Consider the following 17,226-nt stretch of genomic DNA (forward strand, 5'->3'; position numbering starts at 1 on the left):
CTCACCCGCCGTACACGGACGGGACCAGCCGGATGACGTTCCCCTCCTCCAGGGGCGTCTCCAGGCCGTCGAGGTGCCGAACGTCGGTCTTCTCCTTCGTGACGACGGTCGACCCGGCGAGGCCGTCGCCGTCGACGAGGCGTCCGGCCAGCGGGGGGTAGTCGGCCTCCAGTTCCCGGAGCAACGCCCCGACGGTCGCGGCGTCGGTCCCGCGGCGCTCCCGCGTCTCACCGACGTCCTCGCGAAACGGCCCGAAGAAGCGACACTCGACCTGCACGGCCGACGGTACGCGTCGACCCGCTTTGTATCCGATGGTTCGAACGCGGGGACGGGGGGTACCCGTCCTTCGACGGGGCACACCCGACATCCACCCCCCGACGACTCACGTCCCGCGTGCGTCTCATCCCCATCCCGTACCCCGAACCCACGACGACGGTACGCGACGGGGCCCACCTATTGTCGTCGTAACATCATAAACGTTCCTGTCGTTTCGGCCGGCCGGTGCGGCTTTGGCGGGGGAACCGCTACGGGCGGGCATGACGGACGACGCGGACCCGCGCGCCGACGGCGACTCCGGCGCCGATCAGGGACCGGGAGACACGTTCGGCGTCGGCATCCAGGTGACCGCCGAGGAGTTCCGGTTCGTCGTGCACGTCCCCTCCGACATCGACGCCGGGTGGACCGACCCGGAGGCGTTCCAGCGTCGCATCGAGGCGACGACCTGGGAGGTCCTCGACCGCGAGGAGACGCTGCGCGCGGTGGGGGCGACCGCCGAGGAGGGCGAGACCGTGACGCTCGGGACGGTGACGATGCGACCCGACGGGACCGTCGTCTCGCACGGGCTTGCGGCGCCCGGGCGTGATTGAACGGAACTGACGTCACGCCGGGGGAACTACTCGAAGAACGAAACGGAACCGCTCGGGGACCGAAACGGAGGAACTAGTCGTCGAGCGAGTCGATCGCGTCGCCGATGGCGGCGACCCGCTCGGGGTCGTACGCCGTCAGGTCGTAGCGGTTCGCCGCGACGGTGTCGCCCCAGACGTCGAGCGCGCCGAGTTCGACCAGCCCGCCGAGCGCGGCCCCGAGCGTTCGCGGCGTCGTCTCGGGCTCCCGAAGCGCCGCGTGGACCTGTTTGGCCTGGGGATACGTCATCTCGACTGCCTCGAGGCCCGCCCTCGCCTCCTCCCAGTGGCGACGGAGGTAGCCGAAGTTCGTGGGGTCGGCCTCCCGGAGGTAGCTGAGCCCCTCGCTCGCCACGACCCTGGCCGTGGCGTCGTCGACCGGCGTGAAGTGTCGCGCGACCGTCGTCGCGGCCTCGGCGTCGTCGGGGAGCCCGACGTGCAGTTCGGCGCTCGCGTCGGTCGCGACCGTCTGAAGCCGCTCCAGCGCGGTCGCCGCGTCGTCGGCGTCCCGCAGCAGGACCGAGAGGTCGTCCACGACGAGCGATCCGCCCGACGTCCCCTCGAACGCGTCCGCGAGCACCGGCGAGGGGTCGGCGACCGGCCGTTCGAGCACCGAGACGTACATCCCGCCGCCGACGGCCCGTCCCGTCCCGTTCGTCGCCGTCGCCGACCGCACCGCGTCGTCCACGCTGACGAAGTGACAGGTGTCGGGGGCGGCCGGTCCCAGCGACCGGTGCCACTCGTCGACCGTCGAAGCATAGAGGAGCGCTACGTGTGTTCCCCCCGCGGCGACCGCCGCGCTCCGTAGCCCGTCGTCGTCCGCGTGTACGCACCCGGGGCGCGGCACGCGTTCGCTATCGCCCATTCACGTTCAGTTGACGGTTAGGCGGCATAAAATTATGGGTGGGATCGGTTCGACCGGCAGGCTCGTGACCGCCCGGGTGGGCCATCGTAACCACTCCGCGACCCCACCCTCGCAGTCCCGAGAGTGCGGGCGATCGCCGCGCCCCGTCGACCCCGTGAAGGCCGCCGGCAGCCCCGGCCGGACGGCCGGCCGAACTCGACCGGCAGGACGGGGCGGAGACACCCGGCTTTATAAACCAGCGGTTTATAAACCATGACGAGGAACGACGACGCATGACGGACCCGGCAGACTCAATCGAGATACAGAACGTGGTCGCATCGACGGGTATCGGGCAGGAACTCGACCTGGAGGCGCTGGCGGAGGACCTCCCCGGGGCCGACTTCAACCCGGACAACTTCCCGGGGCTCGTGTACCGGACCCAGGAACCGAAAGCCGCCGCACTCATCTTCCGATCGGGGAAGATCGTCTGCACCGGCGCGAAGAGCATCGCCGACGTCCACGACGCGCTCGGCATCATCTTCGAGAAACTGCGTGACCTCTCCATCCCCGTGGAGGACGACCCGAACATCACCGTCCAGAACATCGTCTCGTCGGCCGATCTCGGCCACCAGCTCAACCTCAACGCCCTCGCGATCGGACTGGGGCTCGAGGACGTCGAGTACGAGCCCGAACAGTTCCCCGGACTCGTCTATCGGATGGACGAACCGGACGTGGTCATCCTCCTCTTCGGCTCGGGGAAGATCGTGATCACGGGCGGCAAGCGGACCGACGACGCCGAGGGGGCCGTCGAGGAGATCGTCGAGCGCATCGAGTCGCTGGGCCTGCTCGGCTGAGCCACCCCCACATCGGGGCAAAGCGTTTATACGAAGACGGCTAACTGCGACTCAGTGGCATCCCGACAAGGGGGCTCCGGCACCGGCCGGGTTCCGGACCCCATATCGGACGACGTGTCGCTCCCGACCGCCCCCCACGGTCCCCACGGGTCCGCGCCCGCGACGGGTCCTCGTGACGTCTCCTCGCCGCCGTTGCGCGACCCGTCGGCGTACGCACAGACCGACCACTTCCGCGAGCGACTGCGCCAGCAGGGCCGGTACGTCACCCTCGCGTCCGCGAGCGAGGCCATCAGGCGCGGCCAGCTCCGCTGGAACTCGAGCGACGGCTGGCGGTTCGCGCTCGTCGAGGACGGGATCCGGTACGTCATCGTCGTCGGCGACACGGAGACGCCCTCGCCGGTGCTGGTCACCGGCTGGACCGAGATCGCCGACTGGGAGGCGGTGACCGGTTCGGACCGCTGGAGCGAGGTGGACGCCCACACCATCAGACTCCGCGAGGACCTCTCGGCCCACAGGGACCGCCAGATCCCCGGCCGCATCCGCCCGCGGGTCGTCACCCGCCCGTTCGCCGTCGGCGGCCACCGGGTCCGGACCGCCGCGGGCGAGGGGTACGTGGAGTGTGCCGACTGCGGCGGCCGCTTCCGCTCGAAGCGGGCGCTCTGCGAGCGGCACTGCGAGTAGACCGTCCCCCGAACGTCGTTTTCGCGGATGGGTGAGCCGGCAGGTGGCCGGCCGGACGACCCGGCCGTCCCGGGAGCGCGACCCATTTACCGGGCGAGGGCGTACCACCGGCGATGACAGGGGAGACGGAGGACGCCGGGGACGGGCGAGGCCCGTCGGAGCCGGTCACCGTCGACGAGTTCTACGACGCGGTCGAGACCGAGGAGCGCCCCGTACTCACCGCCTCGCAGGTGGCCCGACGCGCCGGACTGTCGCAGGCGGCGGCTCGCGACGCGCTCGACGGCCTCGCCGGCGAGGGTGACCTGGAGCGGGTCGACGTCGAGACGGACCCGGTGGTGTACTACCCGACCTCGTGGGGCGACCTCGCGGAGCGCGAGCGCGTCGTGCTGTTCCCAGACCGCCGCGAAGTGGTGGTCGACCGGCCGACCCAGTACACGCGGGCCCAGCTCTCGCAGTTCGCCCACCTCGTCGACTCGACGGGCACCGAGCCCGGGACGCGGGGGTACCTCTACGAGATCCGCCAGGAGGACGTGTGGGCCGCGCCGTTCGAGGATCTCCCGGAACTGCTCGCGCGGATGCGCTCGGTGTTCCCCCGTCGCTCGCCGCACCTCGAGGGCTGGGTCGAGGACCAGTGGAAGCGCGCCCGCCAGTTCGTCCTCCGGACCCACGAGGACGGCTACGTCGTGCTGGCGGCCGACCGCGAGGAGCTGATGGGCAACGTCGCCCGACAGAAGCTGGACGAGAATCACCTCCGAGCGGACCTCTCGGACGCCGAGTCCTGGGTCAACGAGCAGGAGATCGGCGCCGTCAAGCGGATCCTCTACGAGGCGGGCTACCCGGTCCGGGACGAGCGCGACCTGGACTCGGGCGACCCGCTCGACGTGTCGCTGTCCGCCGAACCGCGCGCGTACCAGGCCGACTGGCGGGACCGGTTCCTCGAGAAGCGGGCCGGCGTGTTCGTCGGGCCGCCGGGGAGCGGGAAGACCGTCGCGGCCATCTCGGTGCTCGCGGCGGTCGGCGGCGAGACGCTGGTCCTCGTCCCCTCGCGCGAACTCGCGGGGCAGTGGCGGGACGAACTCCTCCGGCACACCGACCTCTCGGAGGAGCAGGTCGGCGAGTACCACGGCGGGACGAAGGACGTCCGACCGGTCACGGTCGCCACGTACCAGACCGCCGGGATGGATCGACACCGATCGCTGTTCGACTCCCGCGAGTGGGGGCTCGTCGTCTACGACGAGGTCCAGCACGTCCCCGCGGACGTGTTCCGGCGGACGGCGGACCTCCAGACGAAGCATCGATTGGGGCTGTCCGCGACACCCGTCCGCGAGGACGACCGTGAGGAGGAGATCTTCACGCTCATCGGCCCGCCCATCGGCACCGACTGGGGCGCGCTGTTCGAGGCCGGCTTCGTGCAGGAGCCGGAGGTCGAGATCCGGTACGTTCCGTGGCGCGACGACGAGGCGAAAAACGGGTGGGCGAGCGCGGAACGCCGGGAGAAACACCGGATCGCGGCGCGCAATCCCGGGAAGATCGAGGAGGTTCGACGCCTCCGCGGGAAGCATCCGGACGCGAAGGCGCTCGTCTTCGCGGACTACCTCGAACAGGGCGGGGCGATCGCGGAGGCGCTCGGCGTCCCGTTCGTCTCGGGGGAGACGCGCCACGCCGAGCGGCGGCGGCTGTTCGAGGAGTTCAGGCAGGGCGAGCGACGGACGCTCGTCGTCTCGCGCATCGCCGACGAGGGGATCGACCTCCCGAACGCCGAACTCGCGGTCGTCGCCTCCGGGCTCGGCGGAAGCCGCCGGCAGGGCGCCCAGCGCGCCGGCCGGACGATGCGCCCGGCCGGGTCGGCGCTCGTGTACGTCCTCGCGACGCGCGGGACGAGCGAGGAGGACTTCGCCCAGCGGCGGATGAACCACCTCGCCGGGAAGGGAATCCGGGTGCGAGAGCGGACGGTCGACTGAGCCGCCGACCGCGTCCCGCCCGGCGGCGGCTCAGCCGTCGAACGTCGGCTCCTCCCACCGCCCGTCCGGGTCGACCGGGGCGAGCGCGTGCTCGAGTTCCTCCTCCGAGAACTCGTCGTCGCGGGCGAGCATGTTCAGCCGCTGCCAGTGCGCGCTCGGGCCTTCCTCGCCCTCCGGACCGACGCGCGCGCCGTGCACCTTGAAGAAGCGCCCGCCGCGCCCCATCCGGCTCCCCTCGCCGGTGTGTTTGTCGAACGCCACGTCGTACTCGCCGCCCGGTTCGAGGTCGCCGACCGGGAACTCCAGCGACGGCTCCTCGCCGCGCTCCCGCGCCTCGGCGCGCTCGGCCGCGGCGTTCCGGAAGTACTCGTCCGCGTTCGACGCCTCCCTGGTCGAGCGGGCGCGGGCGCACGCCAGCGCGGCGTGGACGGCACACAGGCGTCCCCGCCACTCCGCCGGTTCCCAGCGCTCCGTCGCCAGTTCCTCGTACCGCTCGACGAGCAGCGCGACGTCGTCGCCGGCGCGGAGGTCCTCCACGACGTAGAGGGTGAGCCGGTCCCAGAGGTTCCACGCGAACCCCGAGCGGGCCAGCTCCCAGGCGGCCCAGGCGGCGACCTCCTCGTCCGAGCGCCGGACGGCCTTCTGGAGCAGGCTGGAGACCGCGTAGCGGTTGTACCCGCCGTCCGTCTCGTCGGCGTCCTTCGGCTCGCCGAAGTCGTTCGTTCCGTCGGCGTCGGGAGCGCGCTCGGAGAGGTCGCCGTCCGCCCCGAACGTGGCCTGTCTGCTCTCGTCGTCCATGTCGGTCGGGTGTGGACGGGGCGCGATAAACCCCGCGACGGGAGCGCGGTTTCGGGGGTCGCCTTCGGGCCTGCACGGGCCTGCGCAGGCCGCGCCGGCCCGGCGACGCGGATGGGCGTCGACGTGTCGCGAGGACCCCCGTCGCGTCCGCGGGACGTCCCCGTACGAAACGCACCCGAGGGGCCCTCTTGCGGTGCTGGCGTACGCAGGCACGCCGACTATCCAGCGACGTTTGCAACGAACGGTAGTTGGGTCAATGAGGGGACGCGAGGAGGAACCGGACGCCATCGTCTCCGTCGAGGAGGTGCACAAGGTCTACCAGCTCGGCGAGCCGGTGCCGGTGCTCAACGGCGTCTCCGTCGCGCTCCCGAGGGGCTCGTACACCGCCATCATGGGTCCCAGCGGCTCCGGCAAGAGCACCCTGCTGAACCTCATCGGCTGTCTCGATCGGCCGAGCGCGGGGAGCGTCCGCATCGACGGCATCGACGTCTCGACGCTCGACGACGCCGATCGCACGACGATCCGGCGCGACAAGGTCGGCTTCGTCTTCCAGCAGTTCAACCTGATGCCGAAACTCACGGCGACCCAGAACGTGGCGCTGCCGCTCGTCTTCAAGGGCGTCCCGCGAGACCGTCGGCGGTCGCGGGCGAACGAACTCCTGGGCCGGATGGACATGGCCGACCGCGGCGACCACCGTCCGAACGAGCTCTCGGGCGGCCAGCGCCAGCGGGTCGCCATCGCCCGGGCGCTCGCAAACGACCCCGTGCTGCTGCTGGCCGACGAGCCCACGGGGAGCCTCGACTCCGAGACGGGTGCCCGCATCATGGACGTGTTCGAGACGCTCCACGAGGCGGGCAACACAATCGTCCTCGTGACCCACGAGCGGCCCATCGCGGAACACGCCGAGCGGATCGTCCACCTCCTCGACGGCGAACTGGAGCGCATCGAAGAACCCGCCGACGCCCCGCCCGACGAGGACGGACGGGAAACCGAGACGGACTACCGATGGACTTCGTAGAGACGTTCCGCATCAGCTGGCTGAACATCCGGAGCCACAAGCTCCGGTCGGTTCTGACCACCCTGGGCGTCGTCATCGGCGTGGCCGCCGTCATCACGTTCGTGACGCTGGGCGCGGGGCTGCAGGCGGACATCGTCCGGACGATCGCCGGCGACAACGCGGACATCCTCTACGTCTCGGCCGAGTCCGGGTCGGATAGCGGCCTCCCCAACGTCCGCGGCGGGGAGACCGTCTTCACCACCTACGACGTCGACCGAATACGGGGCATCGACGGCGTCGCGGGGGTCGCCCCGCAGGGCGGCATCGTCACGTCCTCGGTCACCCACGGGAACTCCTCGGTCTCCCGCCAGTGGGTCTCGGTCACGACGCCGAACTACTTCGGAATGAAGGGGCACAGGTTCGTGGAGGGCCGAACCTACAGGACCGGCGAGCGGGAGGTCGTCCTCAACCAACAAGCCGCCCTGATGTTCGAGGAGAACGTCTCCGTCGGCGACCGGATCACGTTCGTCAGGGCCGTGAACAACGAGCCCCTGAACGCGACCGTCGTCGGCATCGTCCAGGAGGAGTCGAACGAGGGCGGCGGCGCGGGGTCGTTCATCGGTCGGGAACCCCAGCCGGCCATCTACGCGCCGCCCGACCCGTACTACGCGAACACGAGGGTCAGTCCGACCCAGGACGCCCGCCAGCGGGTCTACAACCAGATCGTCGTCGAGGCGGAGAGCCCGGGTCAGGTGGAGGCAGTCCAGGGACGGATCCACGAATACCTCGGTGACCAGTCCGACGCCCGCGTCCTCAAACCGACCGACGCTCGGTTCGAGGTCACCACGTACGACCAGCTCGTCAACCAGATCCAGGACGTCAGCAGCACGTTCACCGCCTACATCACGGGGATCGCGCTCATCTCCCTCGTCGTCGGCGCCATCGGCATCGCCAACATCATGCTCGTGAGCGTCACCGAGCGGACCCGCGAGATCGGCATCATGAAGGCGCTCGGCGCCCAGAAGCGGGACATCCTGCAGCTGTTCCTCCTGGAGGCCATCCTGCTGGGGCTCATCGGGGCCATCACCGGCGCCGTCGCCGGTGCGCTCGGCGGGTACGTCGGAACTCGCCTCATCGAGCTCCCGCTCGCCTTCCGTCCGGAGTGGTTCGTCTTCTCGGTCGTCGTCGGCGTCGTCGTGGGCATACTCGCCGGTCTCTACCCCGCCTGGAACGCCGCCAGAACCGATCCGATCGACGCGCTCCGGTACGAATGACCCGACACGGCCCCGCCCGATCGACGAGTCGCTCCCGGCACGCCCGGGCTCCCAGTTCGGGGCTCGTCCGTCCCCAGCGTGCTTCCACGATCGAGGGTCGATGGCGACGATAGGGGATCTCCGGGCACCGACCAAGCGCGACGTCACCGTCACCGCCGTCGACGCCGTATACCTCTTCCCGGGGTTGGCCGCGAGTACGCTCGTGTACGCGGCCTACCTCTCGACGCACCCGTTGCCGTCCTACGGCGCCGGTCTCTTCTTCGCCATGGCCGAGGCCGTCAGCGGCAACGGCTACCTGCCGCCCGAGACGGTCCGGGGGTACACTGCCGATGGGGTTCCCTTCGCCTACCCGCCGCTGGCCATCTACGCGCTCGCGGTCGTCCGGGACGCGACGGGGGTCGACGCGCTGACCCAGGCGCGGTTCCTCCCCGGCCTCGTCTCGACGCTCGCGGTCGTCCCGACCTACTTTCTCTCGCGGGCGCTGCTCGACACCCGTCCGCGGGCCGCGCTCGCGACCGTGCTGACCGCCACGTCGCCGCCGGTGCTCCAGTGGCACCTGTCGGCCGGCGGCGTGGTTCGGGCGCCCGCGTACCTGCTCCTGCTGTCCGGCCTCTACGCCGCCGTCCGGCTGTTCGGGGACCGGAACCGGTCGTGGCTGTGGCCCGCCACGGGCCTGTTCGGGCTCACGGTGCTCACCCACCCCCTGTACGCGGCAGCGTTCGCCCTCAGCTGCCTCTGGCTGTACGTCGCCCTCGATGGGACGCGTCGAGGGCTCGGCGACGGGACGATCGTCGCGGGCGGCGGTCTCGTGCTCGCGTCCCCGTGGCTCGCGACCGTCGCGGCCAATCACGGCCTCGGGACGCTCGCCGCGGCGGCGGGGACACACGGCGGGATCGGCGGCAGGCTCGTGGACCTGCTCGCCGGACGCGACGTCGCCTCCATCCTCTTCAGCCCCCCCGGTTCGGGGACGGGGTCGCCGGCCGGCCAGTTGGTCCTCTGGGTCTGGCTGGCGCTCGTGATCGCGGCCTTCGCGTACACGCTCCGGGAACGTGGGCCGCTCCTTCCGGGCTGGTTCCTGGTGATCGGCGCGACGCTGTGGAAGGGACGGTTCGTGTTCCTCCTCGGCGCGATGGTGACCGCGTTCGCGACCGCCGACGGGTTCCCGCGACTGCTCGGCGGGTCGGACGGCGTACGCCGGGAGCGGGTGGCGGTCGCCGCGGCCGTCGTCCTCGCCGTCACCAGCGTCGCGGTCGGCGGCCTCTACGCCGCGGGCGCGGTTCAGACGCACCCGGGGAACCCGAGCCAGCCCCAGTACATCGACGAGGCGGACGTCGAGGCGATGGAGGCCGTCGCGGCGACCACCGACCCGGACGCCACGTTCGTCGTCCTCGGGGACGCCGCCGAGTGGTTCCCCTACCTGACGGACCGGACGATCCTGTCGAGCCACTGGGGCGTCGAGTGGCACGGCGCCGACGAGTTCACCCGCCAGTTCAGCCTCCAGCGACGGATCTCGCGCTGCCCGACCGGCGCGTGCATCACCGAACGGTTGCGGGAGAACCGGGTCGAGCCCGACTTCCTGTACGTTCCCACGGACGCCTACACGGTCAACGGCGTCGTGTACCGCCCGGAACCCGGCCGAGTCGCGGCCCTCGTCGCCGCCGACCGCTACCGCCTCGTGTACCGGAACGAGGGGGTTGCCGTCGTCGCGGTCGATCACGGGGGCGATCCGTCCGCGCCGGCGTCCGCGACGTCGACCCTCCCGTCACGCCCGCTCGAACCGTCCGGGAAGCGTCTCGCCCCGGAGGGGCCTCCGGACGAGCGTGCGACTCGCGGCGTCACGGACGGCGTCGGTTCCCGGACCCAGTCCCGTCCGGAAGGGATGGAGCCCGGCTCCCGTCACCTCCCGGCGCCCGTCGTCTCCGCCCCCGACAGGGCCTCGTCGACCCAGGAGGGACGGCCGACCGAGGAGACGTCGAGTTCCCTGAGGTCGAACGAGAGCGTGTGGGTCCGGTCCACGCCACTGATGGTGTAGTCGACGCTCGCGTCGAACTCGTGGACGCGTCCGTCCTCGTCCACGACGACGGTGGCCTCGAAGTTACGTGGGTCGGACGCGCCGTCGGGGAGCGCGTTCACCAGCCGGGTCGTGTCGCCGGGGCCGGTCGCGGTGAGCGTGTAGCGCCTCTCGCCGCCGACGGGGCCGCCGGAGTACCGTCCGACGCCGGCGTACCCGGCGTCGCTCACAACGTAGGTGGCCGAGCGGAGATACGGTCGCATGAGGGCGGCCGCCGAGAGCCGACCGTCGGTCTTCCCCTTCCGGACGTCGTAGCTCGTCCGGTCGTTCTCGACCGTCCGCCGGCCCTCGACGCTGTCGTTCCCCCAGAACTCCTCCTCCCGGGTCGTCGAGCCGACGGGCGCCTGCGCGACGGTTCGCTGCGACTGGCGGTAGCTGGCGGCGTCGACGCTCACGGTCCTGTCGGCGGTCCGTTCGACGTCGACCGGAACGCCCTGCCGCCGGATCGTCACGTCGACCGCCCCGTTCGCCGAGAAGCCGTCCGCGAGGAGCGCCGAGGTGTGGGCCCGGAGCAGCGACGACGGCGAGTCGAGTTCCCCGTCGACCACGCCCGGCGGTTCCGTGCCGTCTCCCTGTCCCTGGGCGGCGGTCAGCGATCCCGTCGCGGGCGCGACCGCCATCGCGATCGCCAGGGCGAGCACCCAGCGGCGGGACGCGCGTGCCATGGGTCAGTGTTCGCCGGTGAACCGGAAAAACGAGCGTTCCAGTTGCCGACCAGGTCGCGTTCAGCGGTGGCGGTGCCGTTTGCGAGTCCGGTCCCGCGCCACCCCGTCCGCGCCGGAGTCGATCCGCCCGGTCGTCCGTCTCGGTCGGACGTGGAGGGGAGGGGGGCGATAAACCCCGCGACGGGAGCGTGGTTTCGAGTCACGAAGGGGCGCCGAATGAGAATCCTTAAGTCCGACACCGGCCGAGTAGGTGACGGACCGCCCTTAGCTCAGCCTGGTAGAGCAGCCGACTGTAGATCGGCTTGTCCCCCGTTCAATTCGGGGAGGGCGGACTTTCTCCGGCGACGACGCGAACGAGCGGAGCGAGTGAGCCGGCGGCAGCCGTCGTGTAGGACCATCGATACGAGGTCTCCTCGACCGCGGACCCATCCGGGTACCGGAAGCCGTCGAGGACGCGTGAAATCCGCCGTCGACGGGGGCGACGGTCGCTCCCCCCGGATCGGTCGAGGAACCGTGCTCGCACCCCGGAAACCCCCGTATTTGCCGCCATGACTGTTTAGGCGATGGGCCGCCATCCATGGGCATGACACAGAGCGTACGGGCACTCCTTCGCGATCAGGGGCGTGGCGTGGTCGGTGCGCTCGTCGTCAGCGTCGAACTCCTGTTCACGATGGAGATGTGGTGGCACGGGTGGCAGTTGCCGGCGGAGTGGCTGGTCGTGTACGCGGTCGTCGGCCTCGCGATCGTGCTCGCGATCACCCGCTCGGTCGGGTTCCAGAAGCGGGAGAGCCAGCGACGATCGCCCGCGAAGAGGGCCGTGAAGGACTTCACGGAGCTGCTATTGCAGAGCTTCGTGACGGCCTACGCCGTCCTCCTGCTGTTCGGCATCGTCGACGTGGGCGACCCGCCCTTCCTGGTCGCGCGGCTCGGACTCCTCTTCGTCGTTCCGCTGGGCTTCGGCGCGGCGCTGGCGAACGCCCTGCTGAAGGAAACCGACGAGGAGCAGGGGACGGACTACCCGTTCTCCCGACACCTCGGCGTGTTCGCCATCGGCGCGGTGTTCGTCAGCATGACGATGGCTCCGACGGACGAGATGTCGCTGATGGCCGCGTACGCGAGCTGGTCCCGGCTCGGCCTGATCCTCGTCCTAAGCGTTCTGATGGCACACCTCGTCCTCTTCGAACTGGAGTTCCGGGGTCACGAGAGCCGCACCTCCCACAGTACCGCGATCGACCAGTGGGGGCACACGTTCGTCACGTACGCGGTCGGCGTCGTCGTCGCGGTCGGACTGCTGGCCGCGTTCGGTCAGTTCAAACAGGCGCCGGTCGCGGTCTGGGTGCAGATGGTGGTCGTGCTGGGGCTCCCCGCGTCGCTCGGCGCGAGCGGTGCCAGGGTGGTCCTCGGATGAGCGACGGATCGGGCGGAGCGGAGGGTCGGAACGATCGAGCGGGCGACGGCGGGAACGACGAGGGTGGGACCTGGGGCGAGCGCCTCCTGGTGGCGACGAGCGTCGTGTTCACGGTCGTGCTCCTGTCGTTCGTGATCTGGCAGGCGTCGACGACGCCCGCCATGGCCGAGCCGACGGCCTCCGTCACGGGGACGGAAACGCTCCCCGGCGGCGACGTCAAGGTCACCGTGAGATTCCGGAACGCCCAGGACGTCGGCCTCGTGATTGCCACGGTCGAGGTCGACTGTGACGCGCCGCCGCCGGAACTCACGTTCGAGCACGTCCCGGCGGACGACCGTCGGACCGGACACGTGATCTGCCCGCCCGGTTCCGGGGACTCGACCGCGACGGTCTCAACGTGGGTGGAAGCCTAGACGCGTCTCCCTCCCACTAATCAGGAGGCCCTCGCCGGGAGGTCCGGTCCGCCTCGACGGATCCACTGTACGGGAGGCGGATCGAGGTCGAACGTCGGAGCCGGACGTCCGTTCGACGGGCGGGGAGGTCCGACCCGACGGGACGCGCCTCGGGAACTCAGCGCCGTGCCGACTCCTCCATCTCGTCAGTCCCCTTCAGCTCCACCGCGTCGTCGGTGATCCGCGCGACCTGCTGGGCGTCCACAGGGTAGTCCTCGTCGCTGCTGCCCCAGTCGAGCGCGGCCTTGATCCGCTCGGCGATCCCCGGTTCGGGGTTGACGTACATCATCCCCCCGCCGTCGTCCACGTCCGTGATCATCCCGACCTCCTCGCCGGTCGAGTCGACGACCGACTTTCCGATCTCGTCGTCCGTGAGCATGACCGCGCCCGGTTCGGCGACGTCGGCCTCCACCTCGGCGTCGGTCGTCGCGGTCGTGTCCGTCCCGTCCGTCCCCGTCGCGGTCGGTTCGGCCTCCGTGGCACCCGTGGCGGCTCCCTCCTCCCGGGGCATCGTCTCCGCGACGTCCTCGCTGTGGACGGTCTCCATCCCGAGCAGTTCGCCCTCGACGACGTCCGCGCGGAGGCGCCGGCGGTCCACGACCTCGTCCTCGACCACGCGCTGGCGGTCGAAGTACGTGAGGATCGTCTCGCCCTCGTCCATCTCCGTCTCGACGTCGTACTCCGTCATGACCTCCTCGGCCGACATGTCCACGTCGAGGACGTCGCTCTCGACGATGGTCCGATGGAGCCCCTCGACGTCGATGTCCCGGTCCTCGATCGTGTCCGTCTCGGTGACGTCCTCCTCGACGACGCGGCTCTCGACCGTGAGTCGTTCCCCGATCTCGCGCGTGACCGCCCACGCCTCCTCCACGCCCAGTTCCACGTGGTACGGGAGTTCGTCTTCGGGGCCGAGGGCGCCCATCGGCTCGCCGGCGGCGTACTCCGTCGCGCCGACGCTCTCGAAGTACCGGTTCGTGTCGAACAGCTCGTCGGCCTCGACCCCGCGGTCCTCGACGAGTTCGCAGTCCGTGCATTCGCGCCGGAGGAGGTCGACGTCGACCACGTTCTGGTCGACGATCTCGGTGTCGACGAGTTCGCTCTCGACGGTCGCGTGCTCGACGATGACGCGCTCGACGACGGTGGTCTCCGTGATCTCGCTCCGCACCGTCTCGCCCGCGAGGAGTCGATCCTCGACCTCCTCGCGTTCCAGATCCATCCGGGTCAGGGCCTCCCGCCTGCCGGCCACCTCGAACGTCTCGTCGGCGCCTTCGCCGTGGTGGATCACGACGTAATCCCCCTCGTCGAGCTCCGAGAAGAACTCGTTCCAGTCGACGCGTTCGTGGGTCTCACCCGTCTCGGTCTCCCCGACGAAACGGTACTCCCCGGCGCCCTCCTCGTGACGGACCGGAACCGCACCGTGTTTCTCGGCCCACCCGCGGATCGTCTCCCTGTCCGTCGACATGCGTCTCTCTTCCGGTCGGTCAGAGCTGTCGGACATGGCGTGTTGGTCTTCCACGCTCGGGCGGATAAAAACGGACTATCGTTCAACGTCTCGTCGCCCGGTAGGCCGACCCAACGCCGACCGCTTGGATCGCTTGCCGATTCGCCGATTCGAACCCGGAGGACCCCCGGCTGTACGGAAGTGGCTTCCGATCGACCGGAGCCGTACGTCGGGATTTCCCCCACGTACACTACGGCTACTGCAGGCTTGCCGGACCGCTCCGGGGACGTTCCGACGAACGGCGGAATGTGGCAGTCGAGCAGCACCCCCGGCCGGCGGTCGCTCGGAGCCGATTCCGAATCCGGTCAGTAGGCCCGACGAAGCACCGGAAGGCTTCGGTTACGTCCTCCGTCGACGCGTCGGGAGAACCCCCGTATCCGCGTATCCCGACGATCCGGACGGCCGAGTTCGGACGGACGACGAGGGCGACCGAATGGGTGCACGGCCGAACTGGTAACAAAACACTCATTACCGGGTGTGAATCTGGTAGGTCATGTCCCGGGCTACCGTCCCGCTCGCGTCGGGGGTTGCGACGCTGGGGGCCGTTCTCGCGGTCGTTCTGGCGGCGGGGGTCGTGGGACCGCCGGCGGTCGCCGAGGGAACGGGCCTGCCGACGGTCGACCGACTCGCGAATCCGGCGGCGGCGGACAACCCTTGGGGAAAGCGAACGGTGACCGTCCACGTCGTTCACGAGGACACCGAGTCCGACCGCCTCGACCCGCTCGCCGAGCGGGAACTCGACCACTGGGAGGCCAACTCCCCACGGTACGCGGACAGCAACGTCTCGTTCGATGTGATCGGTGACCGCGGCCCGGCGGATCTGGCCATCGTCTTCCAGGCGGACGTCGGGTGTGGGCCGGAGCGAAACGCCGTCGGCTGTTCGAGGACCCGGACCGACGACCGAACCGGTCGGGTCACGAGCGCGACGGTGTGGGTCGAAACCGGGCACGAGGAGTCGTTCACGAGGGAGGTGCTTCGCCACGAACTCGGCCACGTCTTCGGACTGTCCCACGACGACGCGGACGAGTTCCCCTTCATGCACTACGCGATCCGGGGCGAACCCGAGGGGTTCGATTCCGACGAGACGGAGTAACTTCCGGCGAGCGACGTTCGACGGTGACCGTCGACGGTCCGGTTTTATTTTCCCGGCGCCCGAACCTCGAACCATGGCTCACGTAGCAGTGGTCGGCGGCGGCCCCGCCGGCCTCTCGGCGGCGCTGTTCGCCGCGAAGAACGGCCTCGACGTCACCGTCTTCGACACGGACGGGACGTGGATGCACAAGGCGCACCTCTTCAACTACCTCGGCGTCGACTCGATCGACGGCGACGCGTACGTGGAGATCGCGCGCGAACAGGCGACCCGCTTCGGCGCGGACCTCCGCCAGGGGGAGGAGGTCACGGCCGTGGGTGCCGACGGCGACCTCTCGGTCACGACCGACGACGGCGAGTACGACGCCGACTACGTCGTCCTGGCGACCGGCGCGAAGCGCGGCCTCGCGGAGGAACTCGGCTGTGCGTTCACCGAGGAGGGCGCCGTCGACGTGGACGTGACGATGGAGACGAGCGTCGACGGGGTGTACGCCACCGGCGCGATGGTTCGCACCGAGGAGTGGCAGGCCGTCATCTCCGCGGGCGACGGCGCCGCGGCGGCGCTCAACGTCCTCACCCGCGAGAAGGGCGAGCACTTCCACGACTTCGACACGCCCGCGGACGCCGACGCGGCGCTCGGGACGCTCGTCGACGAAGGTTGAAACGGGATGGGGCGACCAGTCGCACCGTGACCTGACCACCCGCCGACGGGGGACGAGCGGTCGTGCGGCGCATCCCCCGTCGAACCGGCCCGCCCGCCTGTCCGCAAACAGAAGCGATAACGCCCCTCCCCGAAAGCCGGAGGTGTGGCCTCACTCGCCGCCCTCGAGGAGCGCGTCCCGCCGCTCGCGGCGCTCGCGGTCGCCGTCGTCGCGGTCTCCACGAGCGCCATCCTCGTCGAGTGGAGCCGCGCGCCGAGCCTGGTGAAGGCGCTCTACCGCGTCGTCTTCACCCTCGCGATCCTCCTCCCCGTCGCGCTCGGTCGGCCGAGCGACCGCGCCGCGTTCCGTCGCCTCCGCCCGCTGGACGCGCTCGTCGCCGCGATCTCGGGGCTCGCGCTCGCGGTCCACTTCGCCTCCTGGTTCGAGAGTCTCCGGTGGACCTCCGTCGCCGCGAGCGTCACGCTCGTCCAGGCCCAGCCGCTGTTCGTCGTGCTCGGCGCCTGGGCGCTCCTCGACGAGCGGGTCACCCGACGGACCGTCGCCGGCATCCTCGTCGCGCTCGCGGGGATGGCCGTGATGAGCGGCGGCGACGTCGTGCTCGGCACGGCCGCGCTCGTCGGCGAGCGTCCGCTGTTCGGCAACGCGCTCGCCGTCGTCGGCGCCGTCACCGCCGCCGGCTACGTCCTCGCCGGCCGGTCGCTTCGCCAGCGGCTGCCGCTGCTCCCCTACGTGCTCGTCGTCTACGCGACCTGCGCGCTCGCGCTCCTCGCCGCGACGCTCGGCCGCGGTCACCCGCTGGCTGGCTACCCCCCCCGCGAGTGGCTCCTCTTCCTGGGGATGGCTGCGGGGCCGGGGCTGTTCGGTCACACGGTCATCAACTGGGCGCTCGCGCACGTGGAGTCGAGCGTCGTCTCCGTGTCGCTGCTGGGCGAACCGGTCGGGAGCACGCTGCTCGCGGTCGTCCTCCTCTCCGAGTTCCCGACCCCGGTCACGGTCGTCGGCGGGGCCGTGGTCCTCGCAGGCGTCTACGTCACGACGACCGCGCGGGCGAGCGTGCCCTGAACTGG

The 17,226-nt window shown here is 70.6% G+C and carries 16 protein-coding genes and 1 tRNA gene; 12 read left to right on the forward strand and 5 right to left on the reverse strand.

Translation table 11 applies throughout. The annotated features are described in order from the left end of the window. Window position 1: 1 nt before the first annotated feature. The gene (locus HUG12_RS12760) at window positions 2-277 is read right to left on the reverse strand and encodes a MoaD/ThiS family protein (RefSeq protein WP_179269133.1); all 276 of its coding nucleotides are present in this window, start codon (window positions 275-277) and stop codon (window positions 2-4) included. Between the two features lie 259 nt (window positions 278-536). On the opposite strand from HUG12_RS12760, the gene HUG12_RS12765 reads away from it, so the two are divergent. Then, window positions 537-866: a hypothetical protein gene (locus HUG12_RS12765; RefSeq protein WP_179269134.1), complete on the forward strand. Its 330-nt coding sequence runs from the start codon at window positions 537-539 to the stop codon at window positions 864-866. Window positions 867-939: 73 nt separating this feature from the next. Here the strand turns inward: HUG12_RS12765 and HUG12_RS12770 are convergent, their stop codons facing one another. Next, window positions 940-1,767: a hypothetical protein gene (locus HUG12_RS12770; RefSeq protein ID WP_179269135.1), complete on the reverse strand. Its 828-nt coding sequence runs from the start codon at window positions 1,765-1,767 to the stop codon at window positions 940-942. Between the two features lie 272 nt (window positions 1,768-2,039). On the opposite strand from HUG12_RS12770, the gene HUG12_RS12775 reads away from it, so the two are divergent. The 3 genes from HUG12_RS12775 to HUG12_RS12785 all read left to right on the forward strand — a co-directional run bounded on the left by HUG12_RS12775 (window position 2,040) and on the right by HUG12_RS12785 (window position 5,242). After that, entirely contained in the window at window positions 2,040-2,600 is a 561-nt protein-coding gene (locus tag HUG12_RS12775; RefSeq protein ID WP_179269136.1) for a TATA-box-binding protein, read from the forward strand. A 54-nt stretch (window positions 2,601-2,654) separates the two neighbouring features. Next, window positions 2,655-3,281, forward strand: a complete 627-nt coding sequence (locus tag HUG12_RS12780; protein ID WP_246308048.1) for a hypothetical protein — start codon at window positions 2,655-2,657, stop codon at window positions 3,279-3,281. Between the two features lie 113 nt (window positions 3,282-3,394). Next, window positions 3,395-5,242 (forward strand): DEAD/DEAH box helicase, encoded by a 1,848-nt coding sequence (locus HUG12_RS12785; protein ID WP_179269137.1) that lies wholly within the window; start codon window positions 3,395-3,397, stop codon window positions 5,240-5,242. A gap of 30 nt (window positions 5,243-5,272) precedes the next feature. On the opposite strand, the gene HUG12_RS12790 is transcribed toward HUG12_RS12785, so the two are convergent. Next, window positions 5,273-6,040, reverse strand: coding sequence for a hypothetical protein (locus HUG12_RS12790; RefSeq protein ID WP_179269138.1), 768 nt, complete (start codon window positions 6,038-6,040; stop codon window positions 5,273-5,275). A 256-nt stretch (window positions 6,041-6,296) separates the two neighbouring features. Between HUG12_RS12790 and HUG12_RS12795 the strand changes: the two genes are divergently transcribed. Next, window positions 6,297-7,058, forward strand: a complete 762-nt coding sequence (locus HUG12_RS12795; protein WP_246308049.1) for an ABC transporter ATP-binding protein — start codon at window positions 6,297-6,299, stop codon at window positions 7,056-7,058. Beyond that, on the forward strand, window positions 7,046-8,311 hold the full coding sequence (locus HUG12_RS12800) for an ABC transporter permease (RefSeq protein WP_179269139.1): 1,266 nt from the start codon (window positions 7,046-7,048) through the stop codon (window positions 8,309-8,311). Before HUG12_RS12795 ends, HUG12_RS12800 begins: the two co-directional genes overlap by 13 nt. A 1,896-nt stretch (window positions 8,312-10,207) precedes the next feature. On the opposite strand, the gene HUG12_RS22205 is transcribed toward HUG12_RS12800, so the two are convergent. Further along, window positions 10,208-11,047, reverse strand: coding sequence for a DUF7537 family lipoprotein (locus HUG12_RS22205; RefSeq protein ID WP_449405249.1), 840 nt, complete (start codon window positions 11,045-11,047; stop codon window positions 10,208-10,210). Between the two features lie 258 nt (window positions 11,048-11,305). Here HUG12_RS22205 and HUG12_RS12810 point away from each other — a divergent pair. The 3 genes from HUG12_RS12810 (at window position 11,306) to HUG12_RS12820 (ending at window position 12,868) form a co-directional block, all read left to right on the forward strand. Next, a tRNA-Tyr gene (locus HUG12_RS12810) sits at window positions 11,306-11,379 on the forward strand. A gap of 251 nt (window positions 11,380-11,630) precedes the next feature. After that, complete coding sequence (locus HUG12_RS12815; protein WP_179269141.1) at window positions 11,631-12,455, forward strand: DUF2391 family protein; 825 nt, start codon at window positions 11,631-11,633, stop codon at window positions 12,453-12,455. Further along, window positions 12,452-12,868 (forward strand): hypothetical protein, encoded by a 417-nt coding sequence (locus tag HUG12_RS12820; RefSeq protein WP_179269142.1) that lies wholly within the window; start codon window positions 12,452-12,454, stop codon window positions 12,866-12,868. Before HUG12_RS12815 ends, HUG12_RS12820 begins: the two co-directional genes overlap by 4 nt. Window positions 12,869-13,025: 157 nt before the next feature. On the opposite strand, the gene HUG12_RS12825 is transcribed toward HUG12_RS12820, so the two are convergent. After that, complete coding sequence (locus HUG12_RS12825) at window positions 13,026-14,369, reverse strand: hypothetical protein (protein ID WP_218836316.1); 1,344 nt, start codon at window positions 14,367-14,369, stop codon at window positions 13,026-13,028. Between the two features lie 532 nt (window positions 14,370-14,901). On the opposite strand from HUG12_RS12825, the gene HUG12_RS12830 reads away from it, so the two are divergent. From HUG12_RS12830 to HUG12_RS12840, 3 genes are all read left to right on the forward strand, one after another. Next, window positions 14,902-15,501 (forward strand): zinc-dependent metalloprotease family protein, encoded by a 600-nt coding sequence (locus HUG12_RS12830; RefSeq protein WP_179269144.1) that lies wholly within the window; start codon window positions 14,902-14,904, stop codon window positions 15,499-15,501. A gap of 73 nt (window positions 15,502-15,574) precedes the next feature. After that, window positions 15,575-16,159, forward strand: a complete 585-nt coding sequence (locus HUG12_RS12835) for an NAD(P)/FAD-dependent oxidoreductase (protein WP_179269145.1) — start codon at window positions 15,575-15,577, stop codon at window positions 16,157-16,159. Window positions 16,160-16,303: 144 nt separating this feature from the next. Continuing rightward, window positions 16,304-17,221: a DMT family transporter gene (locus HUG12_RS12840; RefSeq protein WP_179269146.1), complete on the forward strand. Its 918-nt coding sequence runs from the start codon at window positions 16,304-16,306 to the stop codon at window positions 17,219-17,221. The last annotated feature ends 5 nt before the right edge of the window (window positions 17,222-17,226 follow it).

Origin of the sequence: Halorarum salinum (genome assembly GCF_013402875.1) — an archaeon.
Classification (GTDB): domain Archaea; phylum Halobacteriota; class Halobacteria; order Halobacteriales; family Haloferacaceae; genus Halorarum; species Halorarum salinum.

Excerpts from the sequence above, each read along its gene's own strand:
- HUG12_RS12825 (WP_218836316.1), bottom strand. The coding sequence starts at position 14,369 with ATGTCGACGGACAGGGAGACGATCCGCGGGTGGGCCGAGAAACACGGT.
- HUG12_RS12765 (WP_179269134.1), top strand. The coding sequence starts at position 537 with ATGACGGACGACGCGGACCCGCGCGCCGACGGCGACTCCGGCGCCGAT.
- HUG12_RS12800 (WP_179269139.1), top strand. The coding sequence starts at position 7,046 with ATGGACTTCGTAGAGACGTTCCGCATCAGCTGGCTGAACATCCGGAGC.
- HUG12_RS12770 (WP_179269135.1), bottom strand. The coding sequence starts at position 1,767 with ATGGGCGATAGCGAACGCGTGCCGCGCCCCGGGTGCGTACACGCGGAC.
- HUG12_RS12785 (WP_179269137.1), top strand. The coding sequence starts at position 3,395 with ATGACAGGGGAGACGGAGGACGCCGGGGACGGGCGAGGCCCGTCGGAG.
- HUG12_RS12790 (WP_179269138.1), bottom strand. The coding sequence starts at position 6,040 with ATGGACGACGAGAGCAGACAGGCCACGTTCGGGGCGGACGGCGACCTC.
- HUG12_RS12815 (WP_179269141.1), top strand. The coding sequence starts at position 11,631 with ATGACACAGAGCGTACGGGCACTCCTTCGCGATCAGGGGCGTGGCGTG.
- HUG12_RS12775 (WP_179269136.1), top strand. The coding sequence starts at position 2,040 with ATGACGGACCCGGCAGACTCAATCGAGATACAGAACGTGGTCGCATCG.
- HUG12_RS12830 (WP_179269144.1), top strand. The coding sequence starts at position 14,902 with ATGTCCCGGGCTACCGTCCCGCTCGCGTCGGGGGTTGCGACGCTGGGG.
- HUG12_RS22205 (WP_449405249.1), bottom strand. The coding sequence starts at position 11,047 with ATGGCACGCGCGTCCCGCCGCTGGGTGCTCGCCCTGGCGATCGCGATG.
- HUG12_RS12795 (WP_246308049.1), top strand. The coding sequence starts at position 6,297 with ATGAGGGGACGCGAGGAGGAACCGGACGCCATCGTCTCCGTCGAGGAG.
- HUG12_RS12820 (WP_179269142.1), top strand. The coding sequence starts at position 12,452 with ATGAGCGACGGATCGGGCGGAGCGGAGGGTCGGAACGATCGAGCGGGC.
- HUG12_RS12835 (WP_179269145.1), top strand. The coding sequence starts at position 15,575 with ATGGCTCACGTAGCAGTGGTCGGCGGCGGCCCCGCCGGCCTCTCGGCG.